Annotated in this window: 9 protein-coding genes; 4 read left to right on the top strand and 5 right to left on the bottom strand. The window is 43.5% G+C overall.

Annotation, left to right across the window (positions count from 1 at the left end; genetic code table 11):
* Nucleotides 1-115: 115 nt before the first annotated feature.
* Entirely contained in the window at nucleotides 116-4966 is a 4851-nt protein-coding gene (locus JMW39_RS10640; protein WP_201546440.1) for an NAD-glutamate dehydrogenase, read from the bottom strand.
* A 553-nt stretch (nucleotides 4967-5519) separates the two neighbouring features.
* On the opposite strand from JMW39_RS10640, the gene purD reads away from it, so the two are divergent.
* Both purD and JMW39_RS10630 read left to right on the top strand, forming a co-directional pair.
* Nucleotides 5520-6869: a phosphoribosylamine--glycine ligase gene (gene purD, locus JMW39_RS10635; protein WP_201546485.1), complete on the top strand. Its 1350-nt coding sequence runs from the start codon at nucleotides 5520-5522 to the stop codon at nucleotides 6867-6869.
* Nucleotides 6870-7296: 427 nt separating this feature from the next.
* Nucleotides 7297-8706 (top strand): ABC1 kinase family protein, encoded by a 1410-nt coding sequence (locus JMW39_RS10630; RefSeq protein WP_201546439.1) that lies wholly within the window; start codon nucleotides 7297-7299, stop codon nucleotides 8704-8706.
* A 179-nt stretch (nucleotides 8707-8885) separates the two neighbouring features.
* Here the strand turns inward: JMW39_RS10630 and trmB are convergent, their stop codons facing one another.
* On the bottom strand, nucleotides 8886-9527 hold the full coding sequence (gene trmB, locus JMW39_RS10625; RefSeq protein ID WP_201546438.1) for a tRNA (guanine(46)-N(7))-methyltransferase TrmB: 642 nt from the start codon (nucleotides 9525-9527) through the stop codon (nucleotides 8886-8888).
* A gap of 300 nt (nucleotides 9528-9827) precedes the next feature.
* Between trmB and JMW39_RS10620 the strand changes: the two genes are divergently transcribed.
* Nucleotides 9828-10025: a DNA gyrase inhibitor YacG gene (locus JMW39_RS10620; protein ID WP_201546437.1), complete on the top strand. Its 198-nt coding sequence runs from the start codon at nucleotides 9828-9830 to the stop codon at nucleotides 10023-10025.
* Between the two features lie 40 nt (nucleotides 10026-10065).
* Nucleotides 10066-11247 (top strand): aspartate aminotransferase family protein, encoded by a 1182-nt coding sequence (locus JMW39_RS10615; RefSeq protein WP_201546436.1) that lies wholly within the window; start codon nucleotides 10066-10068, stop codon nucleotides 11245-11247.
* Nucleotides 11248-11354: 107 nt separating this feature from the next.
* On the opposite strand, the gene JMW39_RS10610 is transcribed toward JMW39_RS10615, so the two are convergent.
* The 3 genes from JMW39_RS10610 to JMW39_RS10600 all read right to left on the bottom strand — a co-directional run bounded on the left by JMW39_RS10610 (nucleotide 11355) and on the right by JMW39_RS10600 (nucleotide 16082).
* Nucleotides 11355-12254 (bottom strand): LysR family transcriptional regulator, encoded by a 900-nt coding sequence (locus JMW39_RS10610; RefSeq protein ID WP_183618283.1) that lies wholly within the window; start codon nucleotides 12252-12254, stop codon nucleotides 11355-11357.
* A gap of 234 nt (nucleotides 12255-12488) precedes the next feature.
* Nucleotides 12489-14549 carry a DNA polymerase III subunit gamma/tau gene (gene dnaX / locus JMW39_RS10605; RefSeq protein ID WP_201546435.1) on the bottom strand — a complete coding sequence of 687 codons (2061 nt, stop codon included), beginning with the start codon at nucleotides 14547-14549 and terminating at the stop codon, nucleotides 12489-12491.
* Nucleotides 14550-14705: 156 nt separating this feature from the next.
* Nucleotides 14706-16082 carry a hypothetical protein gene (locus JMW39_RS10600; protein WP_227679492.1) on the bottom strand — a complete coding sequence of 459 codons (1377 nt, stop codon included), beginning with the start codon at nucleotides 16080-16082 and terminating at the stop codon, nucleotides 14706-14708.
* Nucleotides 16083-16126: the final 44 nt, after the last annotated feature.

Genomic DNA, 16126 nt, shown 5'->3' with positions numbered 1-16126 from the left:
TTTATTATTTGAGCATTAGAGAATAAAAAACCACCGTTAACTCATAACGGTGGTTTTTTTAATCAAAAGATGTGCTTATTGTATATAAACACTTAGCCAGCCTTCTATTTGCTCGCTATTTAGTTACGAGACCACTAAGCTCACTCATTAACACTGATAACGTCGATAAGCTGGTAGTACTCTCATCATTGCTATCGATTTTTTGCATCTCTGCAGTGACGGCGTCAAGCTGGCTGGCATGACGTGATTTCCAGTCATTAAAGGCTTGCTTAGCATCAGATTGTGTCAACAAGGTATCCATAAGCATACGTAAGCTGCGCGAGACTTCGTTGACGAGGGCGTGACGCGCGCGGCGATCCCAGTGGTCTTGCTGCGGTAACGTGGCAATATTGTCCATCATCCAATCTAACTGCAGGACGTGATAGGCCTCAAAGTATAAGGTCGCAATCTCATCGACTGGGCGCTCATACTGCTCAGCCAATAGCGCGGCATCAAGCGCATCGACATGATAAGGCAGCATCGCAAACATCGCCGCATCATTAGCAGAGAGATTATTTGCCATTAAGCTTGTGGTGTCTTCTTGCAAGTATTCTGAGAATTGCTGCTCGATAAAACCACCGGATTTGGTCAATTTCTCGACACTGTCTTCAAAGCGATTGATCATATCAGCAACTTGCAAATCTTGACCAAAGGCATTGATAAACCAAACCACTCCATTTTCGAGGGCATCACGCAGACGCAGCTCAAGCTCGAGCAGCAAGGTCGCATCGACTTGATTGTCCAGCGACTCAAGTAGATCCCATGCTTTTGACACATGGAAGACGTCACGTGCAATCGCATAACCACGTGCAATAGTGGCGAGCGTTTGTCCCGTTTCTTCATGCAGTCGGAATATCGCTTCGATACCCAGACGATTGACGATGCTATTGGTTAAATAGGTACTGATAATTTCACGATGCAGACGATGTTCTTTCATCTCATCAAAGAAGCGCGATGCCAGCTCATCAGGGAAGTATTGACGCAGCTCATTGACGAAGTATAGTGCATCAGGTAAATCTGACGATAATAAATTATCATAAACCCACATTTTTCCGTAAGCCATCACGACTGCCAGCTCAGGATTGGTAAGACCTGTGCCCGCTTTTTGGCGTTTAGCAATTTCTTCATCGGATGGCAGATACTCAATGGCGCGGTCCAAACGACCTTCGGCTTCTAACATTTGAATAAAGCGTTGATGATCGCTTAAGTTTGCTGCGGCACGCAGATGGCTAAGCTCTAGCGCTTGCGGTTGTAGATAATTTTGGCGCAGTACCAATTCAGCGACCGTGTCGGTCATAGACTCTAACAACTCGTTACGCTGCTTTAAGGTCATATCGCCTTGCTCGACCACTTTGCCAAGTAAAATCTTGATATTCACTTCATGATCTGAGCAATTGACGCCGCCCGAGTTATCGATAGCATCAGTATAAATGCGCCCACCCGTTTGTGCGTATTCAATACGCCCCTGTTGAGTAAAGCCTAAGTTACCACCTTCGCCAACGACTGCTGTACGCAGCTCACCACCATTGACGCGCACGGCGTCATTGGCACGGTCACCAACATCAGCATGACTCTCATTCGCGCTTTTCACATAGGTACCGATACCACCATTCCAAATCAGATCAACAGGCGACTTTAATAAGGCACTGATTAACTCATTGGGCGCAAGGCTATCTTCACTGATATCAAATAATGCTTTCATTTCAGGACTGATCGCAATGGTCTTATCTTGACGGGAGAAGACGCCACCACCTTGACTGATGAGCGATTTTTCATAATCGTCCCACGTTGATCGCGGCATTTCAAACAAGCGTTCACGCTCGGCATAAGACACTATAGTATCTGGGTTTGGATCGATAAAGATATGCAGATGGTTAAAGGCAGCAACCAGCTTGGTATGAGTGGATCTGAGCATCCCATTACCAAAGACGTCACCGCTCATATCACCGATACCAACGACGGTAAAATCATCGCGGTTTTGGATGTCCATGCCGCGCATACGGAAGTGGCGTTTTACCGACTCCCAGCCACCGCGTGCGGTGATACCCATCGCTTTATGGTCATAACCAACCGAGCCTCCTGAAGCAAAAGCATCATCAAGCCAAAAGTTATACTCGCTTGATAAAGCATTGGCGATATCTGAGAAAGTAGCGGTGCCTTTATCAGCGGCAACGACTAAGTACGGATCATCCTCATCATGGCGCACAGTATTGGCTGGCGGAATGATTTCGCCATCAACAATATTGTCAGTGACGTCAAGCATACCGCGGAGGAATGCTTGATAACAGGCAATACCTTCTGCTTGGAAGGCGTCACGACCATCGGCCATGGTTTTGGTCTTAACGATAAAACCACCTTTGGAACCTACTGGGACAATCACCGCGTTTTTGACCATTTGTGCTTTGACCAGACCTAGTACTTCGGTACGGAAATCTTCCATACGGTCCGACCAGCGCAGACCGCCACGCGCTACTTTGCCGCCGCGCAAATGCACCGCTTCCACACGTGGCGAATAGACAAATATCTCAAACATCGGTTTAGGTTTGGGTAAGTTTGGAATGTCTGCTGCCAAGAACTTAAACGACAAACGGTCTTTACGTTTCCCATCCGCCTCTCTTTGGTAAAAGTTGGTGCGTACCATGGCGTTAATTAAATCCAAATACCAACGGAAGATACGATCTTCATCCAGGCTACTAACTCCTGCTAGAGCTTTGTTAATTTGCGCCTGAATCTGACTGGTTTTGGTTGCACGTTCACTTTCATCGTATTTAGGATTCATACGCGCATCAAACAGATCAGCCAACGCCACGCTGATATCACTGTTTTTTATCATGGTTTGTTGAATATAAACACTAGAGAATGGCGCTTTTGCTTGCATCATATAACGTGACAAGGCTCGCAAGACCACCACATCATAAGTGTCTAGCTTGGTAATCAATACCAATTCGTTAAAGGAGTCACTCTCAACACGCCCAGCCCAAATTTGCTTAAGACTGTCTTCGAACTGTGTGCGTACCACTTTCATATCGATAGTATCAACATGCTCTAATAACAGCTCATACTCCTGCATCCAGATAGGCTGCTCTGATAAATCAAACTCATAGGTTTGCGCAGAAATAACCGATACACCGAAATTTTCTAATACCGGTAATACTTTGGATAAAATGACTGGCTGCTGACGACCATATAGCTTGAGATGCAGCTGATTGCTCGCATCACCCGTTGACTGGTATAAATGCCAGATCATCGGTTGCTCGTCCGTCAAGTTAGCCAAACGCTTGGTGTCTTCAACCGCTGTACGCGCATCAAAGCGCTCTTGATAGGCCGCAGGAATGTAGTTTAGAAATCGGCGCATTAAGGCATTGGCCTGCTGCTCGCCCACATTATCCAAGAGCATTCTTTGGTAGTTATCGCTCCATGACTGCATAAGAGCCGACAGCTTATCTTGCAATGCCGCCGTATCTACCTCGTTCACTTGACCGGGCACAGTGCGTACATGCACATGGACGCGGGCGTGTTCAGACTCGTTAAATTCCGTCGTGAAGCCGGATGACGTACCGCCATAAGCGTTTTTTAGGACATTTTGTACTTTAATACGCAGTTCGGTATTGAACTTATCACGCGGGATGTAGACCAAGCAGGAGACAAAGCGCTGATAATGATCGACGCGGCTAAATAAACGTAAGCTCTTCTTGTCTTGAAGCTGGCTAATGCCAGATACGATAGGATATAACTCTTCGACGCTGGCTTGAAACAGATCATCACGTGGTAAAGAATTAATAACGTGCATCATTTTATGATAGGCATGTCCGTCACGTGGTAAATCCGCCATCGCCATGATTTTATTGGCTTTTTCACGCAGTAGCGGAATCTGTTGTACGCTTAGCTGATAGGCTTGCGCAGTAAATAGTCCAATAAAGCGATATTCACCGATCAGTTTGCCATTGTCATCAAACTTATGAATCCCCAAAAAATCCATGTATACCGGACGGTGGACTGGCGACACACGGCTTGATTTAGACAGCATCAACACCTGAGGCTCAGTTAATAGCTTTTTAAGGTTACTCGGCAGCTCATCAAAGCTCTTTGAAAGCGCATCCTCGCTACTGCCACGCAATAGACCAAGACCACTATTACCAATTGAAAATAAGTCTAAATCCCTGTTGGCTGCTTGATTAGTCGTGCTATTAACGTCAACGTCACTTCCATCTTCCAAGCGATATTCTCGGTAGCCTAAAAATATAAAATGCTCATCCAATATCCAATCCAAAAATGCTTGAATCTCTTGCTGAGAGTAAAATACTTCAGGTAGCGGCTTAGTAGCCAGCTCCGCTTTTACGTCCATCAATTTAGTACGTATTTGTTGCCAATCGCCAACAACGATATCGAGTGTATCAATTTTTGCGAGCAGCATTTTCTTTAAGGCCGCCAACTCATCATTGTTTTGATAAGCAATTTCACAATGAATCAAAGACATGTGTGAAGTGCCACTTTCCTCTGCGCCTTCGATATGAGTAATACCACCATTTTCATCACGTTCGATATTCATAATGATGTTGTAGGTGCGATGGACGTCAATACCTTCCGCTTCTAGGCTCATCAAAAGGGTGTCTACTAAAAATGGTCTATCGTAAGCGACTATTTGAATAACCGTATGCGAGCTATGAAAATGCTGCTCTTCGGCAATAGGATTTAAAATAGCAAGCTGCGGTTGACTACCATCATAGGCTTTGAGAAGGGTAAAGTGATGCAGCGCCATCCCCGCTAAGTCAGTATTACTGATATTTTTTGCGGCTTCTTGATGCAGCGGCTGATAATAGCTATGAATAAAATGGTCAAATAATGATTTGTCCTTTTGTACATAACTGGTGGCAATATCGCTTATTTGGCTAATCCGCTCTTTTGCGATATTTAGGGTGTTAGGCATATCCATTGTCCTTTGTTATAAGTTTGTTGTTCTAGTTTCTTCTGTGACTGACCTATTTTTGCTTGATGCCGATTGTTTGCAGCCATTCATCCATGCTATTTATTAGCAGTATTTTTGTACCTCGCTTCCATATAACCATGCTTCTCTACAAACGTAGTTCTGTATCATCGTGCTTATTTAGTATACGTATCGGGTCTGTAATTAATCTCCCTTTTTTAAATAATCGTTAAATTTTACTGGCATTCAATGGCTCAAATTGTGTATCTCATAAATAGCCATTCGCGGGTCTTTCCTGCTGCCAATCTATTAAAGTGTAACGCACCTAAGCGCATAGCTAAAGCGTACAACATCATTTCATGAATCATCAATATGTCGATAACCTTTAATAATGAGACAATAACATCCTAATGTAGTCTAATACTTGCTGGCAGGTGGATACTCATGACAATCACGGCGTTTTTTTGTTAGAATACCGCAGTATATTGAACCGTGTTCTACTGGCTCAGTACTCACTCACACATTATGAATTTTAATGCTAAGGGCAAGACGTATGATGAATATTTTGGTGATTGGCTCAGGTGGTCGCGAACATGCGCTAGCATGGCAGTGTGCAAAAGACGACAACGTACAAAACATCTATGTTGCGCCCGGTAATGCTGGCACTGCCCTTGAACCTAAATGCCAAAACGTCACGTTAGAGGATTCAGCCAATACTAACGAACACAGTGCAGTCATCGAATTTTGCCAAAATAATGCCATAGACATGGTTATTGTTGGTCCAGAAGCACCCTTGGTGACGGGTATTATCGATGCTTGCCGTGATGCTGGTATCAAAGCGTGGGGGCCAACTGCTTATTGTGCGCAGCTCGAAGGCTCAAAAACCTTTGCGAAAGAATTTATGGAACAAAACAGTATTCCTACGGCTGCTTATCAAGGATTCACAGACGCTGCTGCTGCTAAAGCTTATATTGATGAGCAAGGTGCACCGATTGTTATTAAAGCCGACGGTCTGGCTGCGGGTAAAGGCGTTATCGTTGCTGAAACCATCGAACAAGCACATGAAGCAATTGACGATATGCTTGCCGACAATAAATTTGGTGATGCTGGTAGCCGCGTGGTCGTTGAGCAGTTCTTGCAAGGTGAGGAAGCCAGCTTTATTTGTATGGTAGATGGTGAAAACATCTTACCGATGGCAACCAGTCAAGACCATAAGCGTGCTTTTGAAGGGGATACTGGTCCAAATACAGGCGGCATGGGTGCTTACTCTCCTGCGCCAGTCGTCACTCAAGACGTTCATGACAAGGTGATGACCCAAGTCATCCAACCTGTCGTTGAGGCGATGAAAGCCGCCGGTCATCCTTATACGGGATTTTTATACGCGGGGCTTATGATTGATGATGCGGGCGACCCATATGTGATTGAATTTAACTGCCGTTTTGGCGACCCAGAAACGCAGCCGATTTTGATGCGTTTGCAATCATCGATGGTTGATTTGGTCGCACAAGGATTGGAAGGTAAATTACCGACCGAAGCCAAATGGGATGATCGCCCTGCTCTTGGTATTGTCGTTGCTTCAAAAGGCTATCCTGAAACTTCATCAAAAGGTGATGTAATTGCAGGCTTACCAGAGTTAGATGCAGACAATCAAAATGCGGTAAAAGTCTTCCACGCAGGTACTGCATTTAGTCATGCTGAGTTGGATAATATCAATCCTGATGTAACAACTCACAGCAAAAAAGAAATTGTTACCAATGGTGGGCGCGTATTATGTGTGACTGCGCTAGCAGATACTATCTCAGGAGCGCAGCAAGCAGCATTGGCAGTCACTGCTGCCATTAGTTTTGATGGTGCACATTATCGCCGTGATATCGGACATCATGCGATTGCTCGCGAAAACCTTTAATACCGTTAAGCTGACGTAAAGGTTCTATCTTAGAAGCTCCGTTTTTTAAAAGTTCTGTTTTAAAACTTGTATCGTTTTTGTCATAATCCGACCTAGTGTAATGCTAGGTCGGATTTTTTGACTGCGCATTTTTTATCATCTTATTTCTAAAAATTTATCTTTGACGGCTTAGTGTTAGAATAAAGATCATTATTGTGGTGCTTAATTTTTAGCGCTTTAATGCTTAGTAGTAGCTTGTTACTTAGCAATTAATAGGCGTGCTTTTAATAAGCATATTTTAACTTACAAAGTAACTGTTCATGCTAAGCTCAGGCATCTCAAACTACCTCCCGTTATGTGATACAATTTTGTACCAGTACGTCGCATCTCCTTGTATTGTCGGTTTTAAGCCCGCAAATCAATAGCAACCGGATGAATGATTATATTTATGGCAAATGATACCTCTAGACCTCCTAGCAATAAACCGTCTAATAACAAGCAATCTATCGATAACTTAAAAACCTCGGGTTTTGAGCGCCGGATGTCCATTGCGAAAACTTCCTTAAATATCGGACGTCGTTGGGCAGGTAATAGTGTGTCTGGTATGTTCTTAAACAAAGAAGCACGTACGGCGCGTAACCAAATATTTATGGAAGAACAGGCACATTATTTGGCAGAAGAGCTGGGTAAATTAAAAGGGTCGGTGGTAAAAATTGGTCAAATGCTAGCGATTTATGGCGAGCATATATTACCGCCCGAAATCACACGTGCCCTACAAACACTTAATGATGATACTGCAACCTTAGCATGGCCAAAAATTGAACTGACATTACGACAGTTATTGGGCGCTAAGTTAAATGAGCTTGAGGTTGATCCAGTTCCTATCGGCACTGCTTCCCTCGCCCAAGTGCATCGAGCAACCGTATTGGCAACTGGCGAACAAGTGGTGTTAAAAATTCAATATCCCGGTGTAGCGGATGCCATCAATTCTGACTTGGCTTTATTTAAACGTTTATTAAAGGTCAGTAATATCGTTCCGCAAACACGCGCACTCGATGCATGGTTTGAAGAGATACGTGACCTACTCCATCACGAAGTCGACTATGAAGCGGAAGCGGCGACTACAGAGCGTTTTTATGAGCGCTTATTTGACGACCCGCGTTATATCGTTCCCAAAATCAATCGTACTTACTCAACCAAACGCTTGTTATGCATGTCTTATGAGCCGGGTATTACCGTTGTCTCTGAAGCGCTGCAATTATTACCGCATGAGCGCCGCAGCGCCATTGGTCAGGCGGCTATCGAAATCATGATGCAAGAGATTTTTGTTTGGGGAGAGATGCAGACGGATCCAAATTTTGGTAATTACCTCGTTCGCGTCGCTCCTGATGAACATGAAATCGATAAACTGGTCTTGCTAGATTTTGGTGCCATTCGCCAGTTTGACAATACCTTATTGACGATTGCGCACGGGTTATTACGAGCGGGATATCGTCATGATCATCAGGCAATGGAACGAGCTATGATCGGTTATGATTTTTTCGATAGCATGAGCGATAAAGTACGCTCCGATATCGCTTCTTTGTTTTTATTGGCCACAGAACCTTTTAGTGACCCTACCTTAAATCCTGACATACCTGATAACTGTTTAGATGAACAGCAGCGTTACATTTGGGCCAACAGTAAATTACATACTCGCCTCTCGAACAATGCTTCGCAAGCGATGCAATCTTTTGAGTTTAACCTACCACCTAAAGAGTTTATGTTTATCAGCAGGAAGTTTATTGGTGCTTATACATTCTTGACAGTGTTAGATGCATATACTGACTCTAATAAATTGGTAAAACCTTTTCTATAATTCGTAAATATTGATATTTTTTTGGACCGCTCTTTTGTAGCGGTCTTTTTTATTATTTACATTTTTTTGCTTAGGCTATTTTATATAAGTATATTAGAAATACATTCTAATTTTTTGAACTATTATTTTTGTTATTTTATTCGCTTAGGCTATTTACCCTGTGATTCAAGGTTTGCTTGCTATGTATCAAATCTGGTTTGATACCCTTCAGGCTTACGCATGTTTAGCTGCCAACATGTCTCACCACGCGCCAAGTATTTAACTTCAAAGTGTGTGCGTTGACTATCGCTTGCCACTTTATGGCGCGTGTTCGGTAAGCACCAAAGCTCATTGGCCTGCTGTTCTGCATTATCCATATAGGCTTCTATATTAGTCGCCAGTACCACTTCCCCACCTACCTGCAAACGAGAGAGTAAGAACTCAAAGAAAGGCATGTTCAACCATTGCTGATTAGGATTATGTTGCTCAGGATTGGGATATAATATAAAGATACGCTCGATACTGTTTGGCGCAATGGCATAAACAATCCATGCGATGGCATCCGCATGAATTGCGCTTAGATTGCTTGATTTTTGCTGTCCTGCCAATTTAGCAAAGGCCTCGAACTTATTGCGCGTGCGCTCGATGGCTATCAGGCGCCTATCAGGATTTTGTTGTGCAAAGCTAAGCGCATGTTTACCCTTCCCTGCCCCAATCTCTAACACTAAAGGCAGCTCAGCGTCGACCAATACCTGTGGCATGATAAAATCGCGTGGGGCTGAGAGTTTTTGTGGTTGAAAAGCACGCTGCTGCTGATGTGAAAGCTCAAGATAATGAGTCATCTACTATCCTTAAGGTATTTGTCATTTGTCATTATTCGACCACATGCTATTATATAGTCAATCCAGCACGATAGTAAGGCAACTACGTTGCTCATCGAACGACAATCGCGAATTGATCAGTGCAATTGACCATTAGTTTGTCGTTTTAATGCCATCGTGATTTTGAAACCTCTAAATAAATCAATCGTACCAATTTATCTGTTTAGAAAACACCCATTATTCATACTCGCTGTTGATTATAAGCGCTGTTTTGCATAACCGCATTTACTAATATGCCTCTAGGATATACCCACTTTTATTATGACTGAATCTACTTCTAGCACCAATCCCTTACCTAAAACCTATCCTTGTCCAGAGTGCGGCAATCAAACCGCCTGGCAAGACAATAAATATAAGCCGTTTTGTAGTCATCACTGCAAGCTTATCGACTTAGGCGCATGGGCAAACGAAGAATATACCTTACCTGCTGAATCGACGCCGTTTTCTGATGAGCTCTAACCAATCCCTTTAACCTTTCATTATCCCAAGGATGTTTTACATGTCTGCTACTTACCTGATGCCCACTTATAATCGTCAACCAATCAGCTTCACACGCGGTTCAGGCAGTTGGCTTTATACCAAAGATGACACGCCTTACTTAGATGCCTTGACGGGTATCGCAGTATGCGGCTTAGGGCACTGTCACCCAAAGGTTACGGAGGCTATTCAGCAGCAGGCAGCGACCTTGGTACATACCAGTAATTTATTTGGCATCGATTGGCAAGAGCGCGCTGGCGAAGCCTTATGTCATGCCGCGCAAATGGATAGCGTATTCTTTGCTAATAGTGGTGCTGAAGCCAATGAAGCGGCACTAAAATTGGCGCGACTGTATGCGTATCAGCAGGATTTTAAACGCCCAAAAGTTATCGTCATGGAACAATCATTTCATGGTCGTACCTTGCTCTCATTATCAGCAACTGCCAATCCTAAAGCACGTGAAGGTTTTTATACTTTGGATGAAGACTTTATCCGTGTGCCCTTTGGTGATATTGCTGCCATTGAACAAGCAGCTCAAGACCATGATGATATCTGTGCGGTATTTGTAGAGCCTATCCAAGGTGAAGGTGGTCTTAATACCGCAGAAAATGGTTTTACTTACCTTGAACAGATACAAGCCGTATGCGATAACCATAACTGGTTATTTATGTTGGATGAAGTACAAACCGGTAACGGCCGTACAGGCAAGTACTTTGCTTATCAGCATAGCAATGCGCGCCCTGATGTACTAACGACTGCTAAAGGCTTAGGTAATGGTTTCCCTGTAGGTGCTTGCATGGTACGGGGACGCGCCAATGGCTTGTTTGGTGCCGGTAGTCATGGTTCAACATATGGTGGCACACCATTGGCCAGTCGCGTAGTACACAGCGTTTATGAAGTACTTGCAAATGGCGATATCATGGACAATGCCGTCACCGAAGGACAATTCATTCGTGAGGGTGTAGTTAATGCACTTGGGCAATATGGCGTCAGCACTCGCGGCGCTGGAATGATGATTGGTATCGCGCTCCCTGAACAGATAGACTGTAGCAAATTGGTTGACCGTGCCCGTGATGAGCAAAAATTAATTATCAACGTTACAGGCGGTCATGTGATTCGTCTGCTGCCACCACTTAATATGACTCGTGATGAAAGCTCACAAGTGGTCGAGCGTTTGGTTGATTTACTAAAACCTTCGTTTTAAACGGTTGATTTAATCAAAGTCTAAAGCCTATAGATAACTTATCTATAGGCTTTTTACTTTTTAACACTTTAAAATTACTGCCAAGTAAAGGTTGTTAAACGCTCGACTTAATTAGCATGAAAATATTTTTTTAACACCTCTAAGCAGCGGGTGATTTTTGCAGGTTGCTGATCACGGTTTAAGGTGACGGCATATAACACAAAACTTGGCAGCTGATAGCCCGTTAACACTTCGACTAAATTGCCACTTTCAAGCTCTTTTTTGACGTCCATTTCCATGATACGAATCAAGCCATGACCTTCTTTTGCTAAAGTCATTGCCATAAAGACGTTATTAGTATGGATACGTGAGTTCATTTTAATACGTGTTTTCTTGCCTGTTTCAGTCTGGGTAAGCTCTACATGACTCGCATCTTTCATAATATCGATACAAATCAGCTGATGGTCTGCCAAATCTTTTGGTGTTTCGATCTTTTTATGCTGACGTAAATACTGCGGTGAGGCGACCAACAGTTGACGCACATCAGATAACGGATGATTGCTCAAGGTTGAGTCATTGATATTGGGGCTCATACGTACCGCAATATCGATACGCTCATCAATCATGTCAATATAATGATTGTCGGCAAAATACGTAATGCTAAGGTCATCATGCGCCGACATCCAAGTAGATAGAGCGGGCAAAATATGATGGACGCCAAGCTCAGGTGTCGTTGCAATACGCAAGCTACCGGCCAGCTCATCACGTAATTGATTGACTTTAATACGCCCTTGTTCAGCGGCGCTAACCACGTCTTTCGCTGCTTCATAAAAGCTTGCGCCCGCTTCTGTTAAGCTTAGCTTACGAGTTGAGCGATGCAATAGAACTACGCCCAGCTCATTCTCTAAAGAGCGGATTTGCTGGCTGACCGCACTGGTTGTGATACCCAGTTCGCGAGCTGAACCACTAAAAGAGCCGTGTCCGACCACACTGGCAAACACAGCCATACCACGTAAATTATCTAACATATTCCCACCTAAGCTGCTTTTTAGTTTTTAATATAACTTAACCATTATAGCGGATTATCATAAATCTTACAGTTTTTTAATATAACTCTGATGGTCAACTAAAAAATCTTCTCCATCGATAAAACCAAAAATATCAAGGCGATAAAGTTATTCCACCTTGATATCTTGGTAAATATAATAAGCTTATTAATAGTTTAGTTATTAAAAAATGCCAAACATAAAATTGCTGATTGTTTAATATAACTGAACCTTACCCATTTTCCCTTCGCCGCGTTCCGTCAAATATTGCATCACAGGTGTATTGAGCAATTTAGACTCCGCAACTGTACGGGCTTCTATAAGGCGTTTTTGTTGGCGGCGCTCAGGGGTCTTATCATCGGACTGCATGACACTGCCATCTATCTGCAAGCTGATGTCCGCTTGCGTAAACTGTTCTTGCAATTTTGCCGCGAGTTGTTGAAAGGTGGCTTGCAAATGCTTGCTGTCGACTGCCGTGACAAAGACGGCTTTATCATTACAGTGACCGGTCATCATCCCTTGACGCGCCAACGCCAATTCATCTGAAGCCAAACTACCAGCTTCGCGAGCGCATTGCAGCCAATAGTCCCATTTTTCTGGTGTCCATTCGCCCGTCAACTCTTGCGGGGCGCAACGTAACAGGGTACGCGGGTCATCAAGCTGGGATAATAATTGAGCATCATTTGCGTCAGGCTCAACAACAGGCTCAGGCTCAACAACAGGTTCAGGCTCAACAACAGGCTCAGAGTTAACGTTGCTGTCTAACAAACCTAATCTTTCATCATTGCCGTAACTATTATATTGTTCAAATTCAGCATCATCATAGTTTGTGTTGTATGACTCAATCTCATTTTGATTTGAGCTGTCATAATCAGCAATATAGTCTGGTAGCGGCGGTATTGATTTCGCTGCTGGTTTTAACTGTGGTTCTGGCTGCGATTCTGATATCGCTTCCACTACTGCTGAGGTTGGCACTGATAAAGAAGCCGATACTGAATGCGCATTAGTATTTAAAAGCGCATTGGTATTTGATACCTCAACGGTATTTGTATTTATTGATGCTGTATTAGATGCAGCCGTAGCATTAGTAGAAGCAACGGCTTCTACTAATGCTATAGAACCAGATAATACAGGGTCAGACGATATAGCAGTATCAGGTACGTTCTTTAAAATCTCATCGACGGGTAACGGACGAAAAGCCAATAGACGTAAAATACACATCTCTAGCGCTTGCATCGGTGTGCTAGCCAGTTTGACGCCTTCACGCGCTTGTACCACGATTTCGTAATATAGCTGTAAGACATCAGGGCTCATATGCTGGGCGAGCTGATTAATCTGCTGCGCTTGTGCCTCGTTTACGTTAAGGGCAACCTCAGGTAGCAGTTGCGTCAATGCCAATTGATGTAGCAGCTCAGCCAAACCATCAAACATGCTAGTAGCATCGACCATTTGCGCACGCATCTGCTCAATATGAGCGGCGACGGCAGATTTATCATGATTATAAATGTCTGTAATTAAACGCACTAAATCAGCCGCATCAATTAAGCCGAGCATGGCATTGACCGTCACATCATCGAGTGCACCTTGCCCAAAAGCAATGGCTTGATCGGTCAATGACAACGCATCACGTACAGAACCTTTGGCGGCACTGGCCAACTGCCAAAGTGCAGGCTGCGTATAGCCAACTTGCTCTTGGGTTAAGATATTGGCTAGGTGTTCACTGAGCAAGCTTTGCGATAAAGGACGCAGCACAAACTGCAAACAGCGCGAGATAATCGTGATCGGCAACTTTTGCGGATCGGTGGTGGCTAGTAAGAATTTTACATGCTCAGGTGGCTCTTCCAAGGTTTTGAGCAGCGCATTAAAGCTGTGCGTCGACAGCATATGCACTTCATCAATCAGGTATACCTTGTAGCGACCTTGGCTTGGCGCATAAGGTACATTATCAAGTAGCTCACGAGTATCTTCAACTTTGGTACGAGAGGCAGCATCAATCTCAATTAGATCAATAAAACGCCCTTGATCAATCGCCACGCAGTTATCACAGACGCCACATGGGGTGCTGGTAATACCGGTATCGCAGTTTAGGCATTTAGATAAAATACGTGCAATAGTGGTCTTACCAACACCGCGCGTACCCGTAAATAGATAAGCATGATGCAGACGATTATAATCAATCGCATTAATCAGTGCTTGTGAGACGTGTGACTGCCCAATCAACTCGTGAAAGTTTTTTGGGCGATATTTGCGCGCTAAAACTTGATATTGCTGCGTCATAATGAATGCCAATGTGAGTAGTAATATAAATAAAGCATCAAATCAGCGATTTACCTTAAAACCAGATACCGAAGCCAATTATTCAAACCAAATAGCAAAGCTAAATGTTAAAGCTAAGCATTAAAACCAAGCATTGAAACTAATTTCTAGGATAGCTTATGATTGAGCTCGCAACTCAGCCAACTGTTGGTACAAACGCTGGGTATTTGCATCGATAAGCGAGCCATGCTGATGAAATGCGTCAAGATGAACTTCGGTATTCACGCTATCTTCACAAGGTCTGACGTCGACACCAATTAAAAACAGATCTTGCATAACAGGCTGCTGCATTTGGGCATTGAGCTCGAATAATAAATCTTGATGACCCGCACGCACCTTGTCGGCACTTAACGAGCTGTTGTCATCTTGCGCATAAAACACCAGCAGATAATGACGCCCAAAGACATTATAAGAATACTCATGGCGCACGTAGCCCGTCCACCGAGAATCTTGGTCAATGCTTCTGTGAGCCAATATTTTTTCTACCAAACAAGCATAGGTGTACATGGACTCGTCGACCAAAATATCAACTTGCTCTTTTGGCAGTGGCGTACCCGCGTCATAACACTCTCTGACTAAGCTATTAAAAAGCCGATACCACATGCGTGTATTCTTTTGAATCTCTGCCATCAATGCTTTAGCAAATTCCGCCTGCTCAGGCTCTGCCGCTTTTAACAATCGTGGTTCAATCTGCGCTATCAAGTTATGGCTGACCAGTTGTTTTTGAACTTCAATCGCCCTTTGATGAAAATCTGGCGACTGTAAAAACTGTGCAAGCAAGGATGATTCGTCTTGAAACGCTTCAAACCCAGCAAGCTTACGCCGATGGAAATCTAAAAATGCCGTCAAATCACTGGGCGTTACCAGTTGCTTAAGTATCTCAGTGAAGTTCTGATAGCTAAATACTTGTAGCACACTTTCTTCATCGTCCAAATCTAGCACACAATCTTCTGCAAAAAACTGACTACCATATTCATAGCCAACCGCATAAGAGGCGGCTTCTACGGGCTTGCTCTGATGGTTATTACGATAACTATTCTGATAGCTATTTTGATAACCCTTCTGAGCGCTGTTCTTTTCAGCAATCTCTTGATGCTGAACCGACAACGAGGTCAAGCCAATAAAATAAATCGCCTTGTCTGTTGTTGTGTCAGATGCCGATTCATTTTTAGATTTGTTTTTATAAGCAAGCGCCTGATCATTTTTAAGATATAACTGAGCATGTTGCTTAATCAGTTGGTTGACAACTTCTTTTCTCCACGTACGAACTTGAGTACTATCGATATCCTGCCTATCAGCCTGTATCGTTACATCGTTGATGATAAGGTAAACCATGGCATTAGAAAACTCAAAAACAAAATCATAACCCTGAAGATACTCAGGGTCAGTAATTTTGTCTGCGGTTAAGTCGTACAAAGATAAAAAATTCTGCTGAATCATCTGCTGCCAAATCGACGCTGGTACTTGCTGAGTGTCCATAATATCCCTATACATAAGGTCTCATAAAGAACTTGAGACCATTCCTTTAAAAGTAGAAA

Source organism: Psychrobacter immobilis (assembly GCF_904846175.1).
Classification (GTDB): Bacteria; Pseudomonadota; Gammaproteobacteria; order Pseudomonadales; family Moraxellaceae; genus Psychrobacter; species Psychrobacter immobilis_E.
The sequence above is the reverse complement of the archived record's forward strand: the minus strand, read 5'-3'. Positions and strand labels throughout refer to the sequence as shown.

Excerpts from the sequence above, each read along its gene's own strand:
- trmB (WP_201546438.1), bottom strand. The coding sequence starts at position 9,527 with ATGACTCATTATCTTGAGCTTTCACATCAGCAGCAGCGTGCTTTTCAA.
- JMW39_RS10610 (WP_183618283.1), bottom strand. The coding sequence starts at position 12,254 with ATGTTAGATAATTTACGTGGTATGGCTGTGTTTGCCAGTGTGGTCGGA.
- JMW39_RS10630 (WP_201546439.1), top strand. The coding sequence starts at position 7,297 with ATGGCAAATGATACCTCTAGACCTCCTAGCAATAAACCGTCTAATAAC.
- JMW39_RS10640 (WP_201546440.1), bottom strand. The coding sequence starts at position 4,966 with ATGCCTAACACCCTAAATATCGCAAAAGAGCGGATTAGCCAAATAAGC.
- JMW39_RS10620 (WP_201546437.1), top strand. The coding sequence starts at position 9,828 with ATGACTGAATCTACTTCTAGCACCAATCCCTTACCTAAAACCTATCCT.
- JMW39_RS10615 (WP_201546436.1), top strand. The coding sequence starts at position 10,066 with ATGTCTGCTACTTACCTGATGCCCACTTATAATCGTCAACCAATCAGC.
- dnaX (WP_201546435.1), bottom strand. The coding sequence starts at position 14,549 with ATGACGCAGCAATATCAAGTTTTAGCGCGCAAATATCGCCCAAAAAAC.
- purD (WP_201546485.1), top strand. The coding sequence starts at position 5,520 with ATGAATATTTTGGTGATTGGCTCAGGTGGTCGCGAACATGCGCTAGCA.
- JMW39_RS10600 (WP_227679492.1), bottom strand. The coding sequence starts at position 16,082 with ATGTATAGGGATATTATGGACACTCAGCAAGTACCAGCGTCGATTTGG.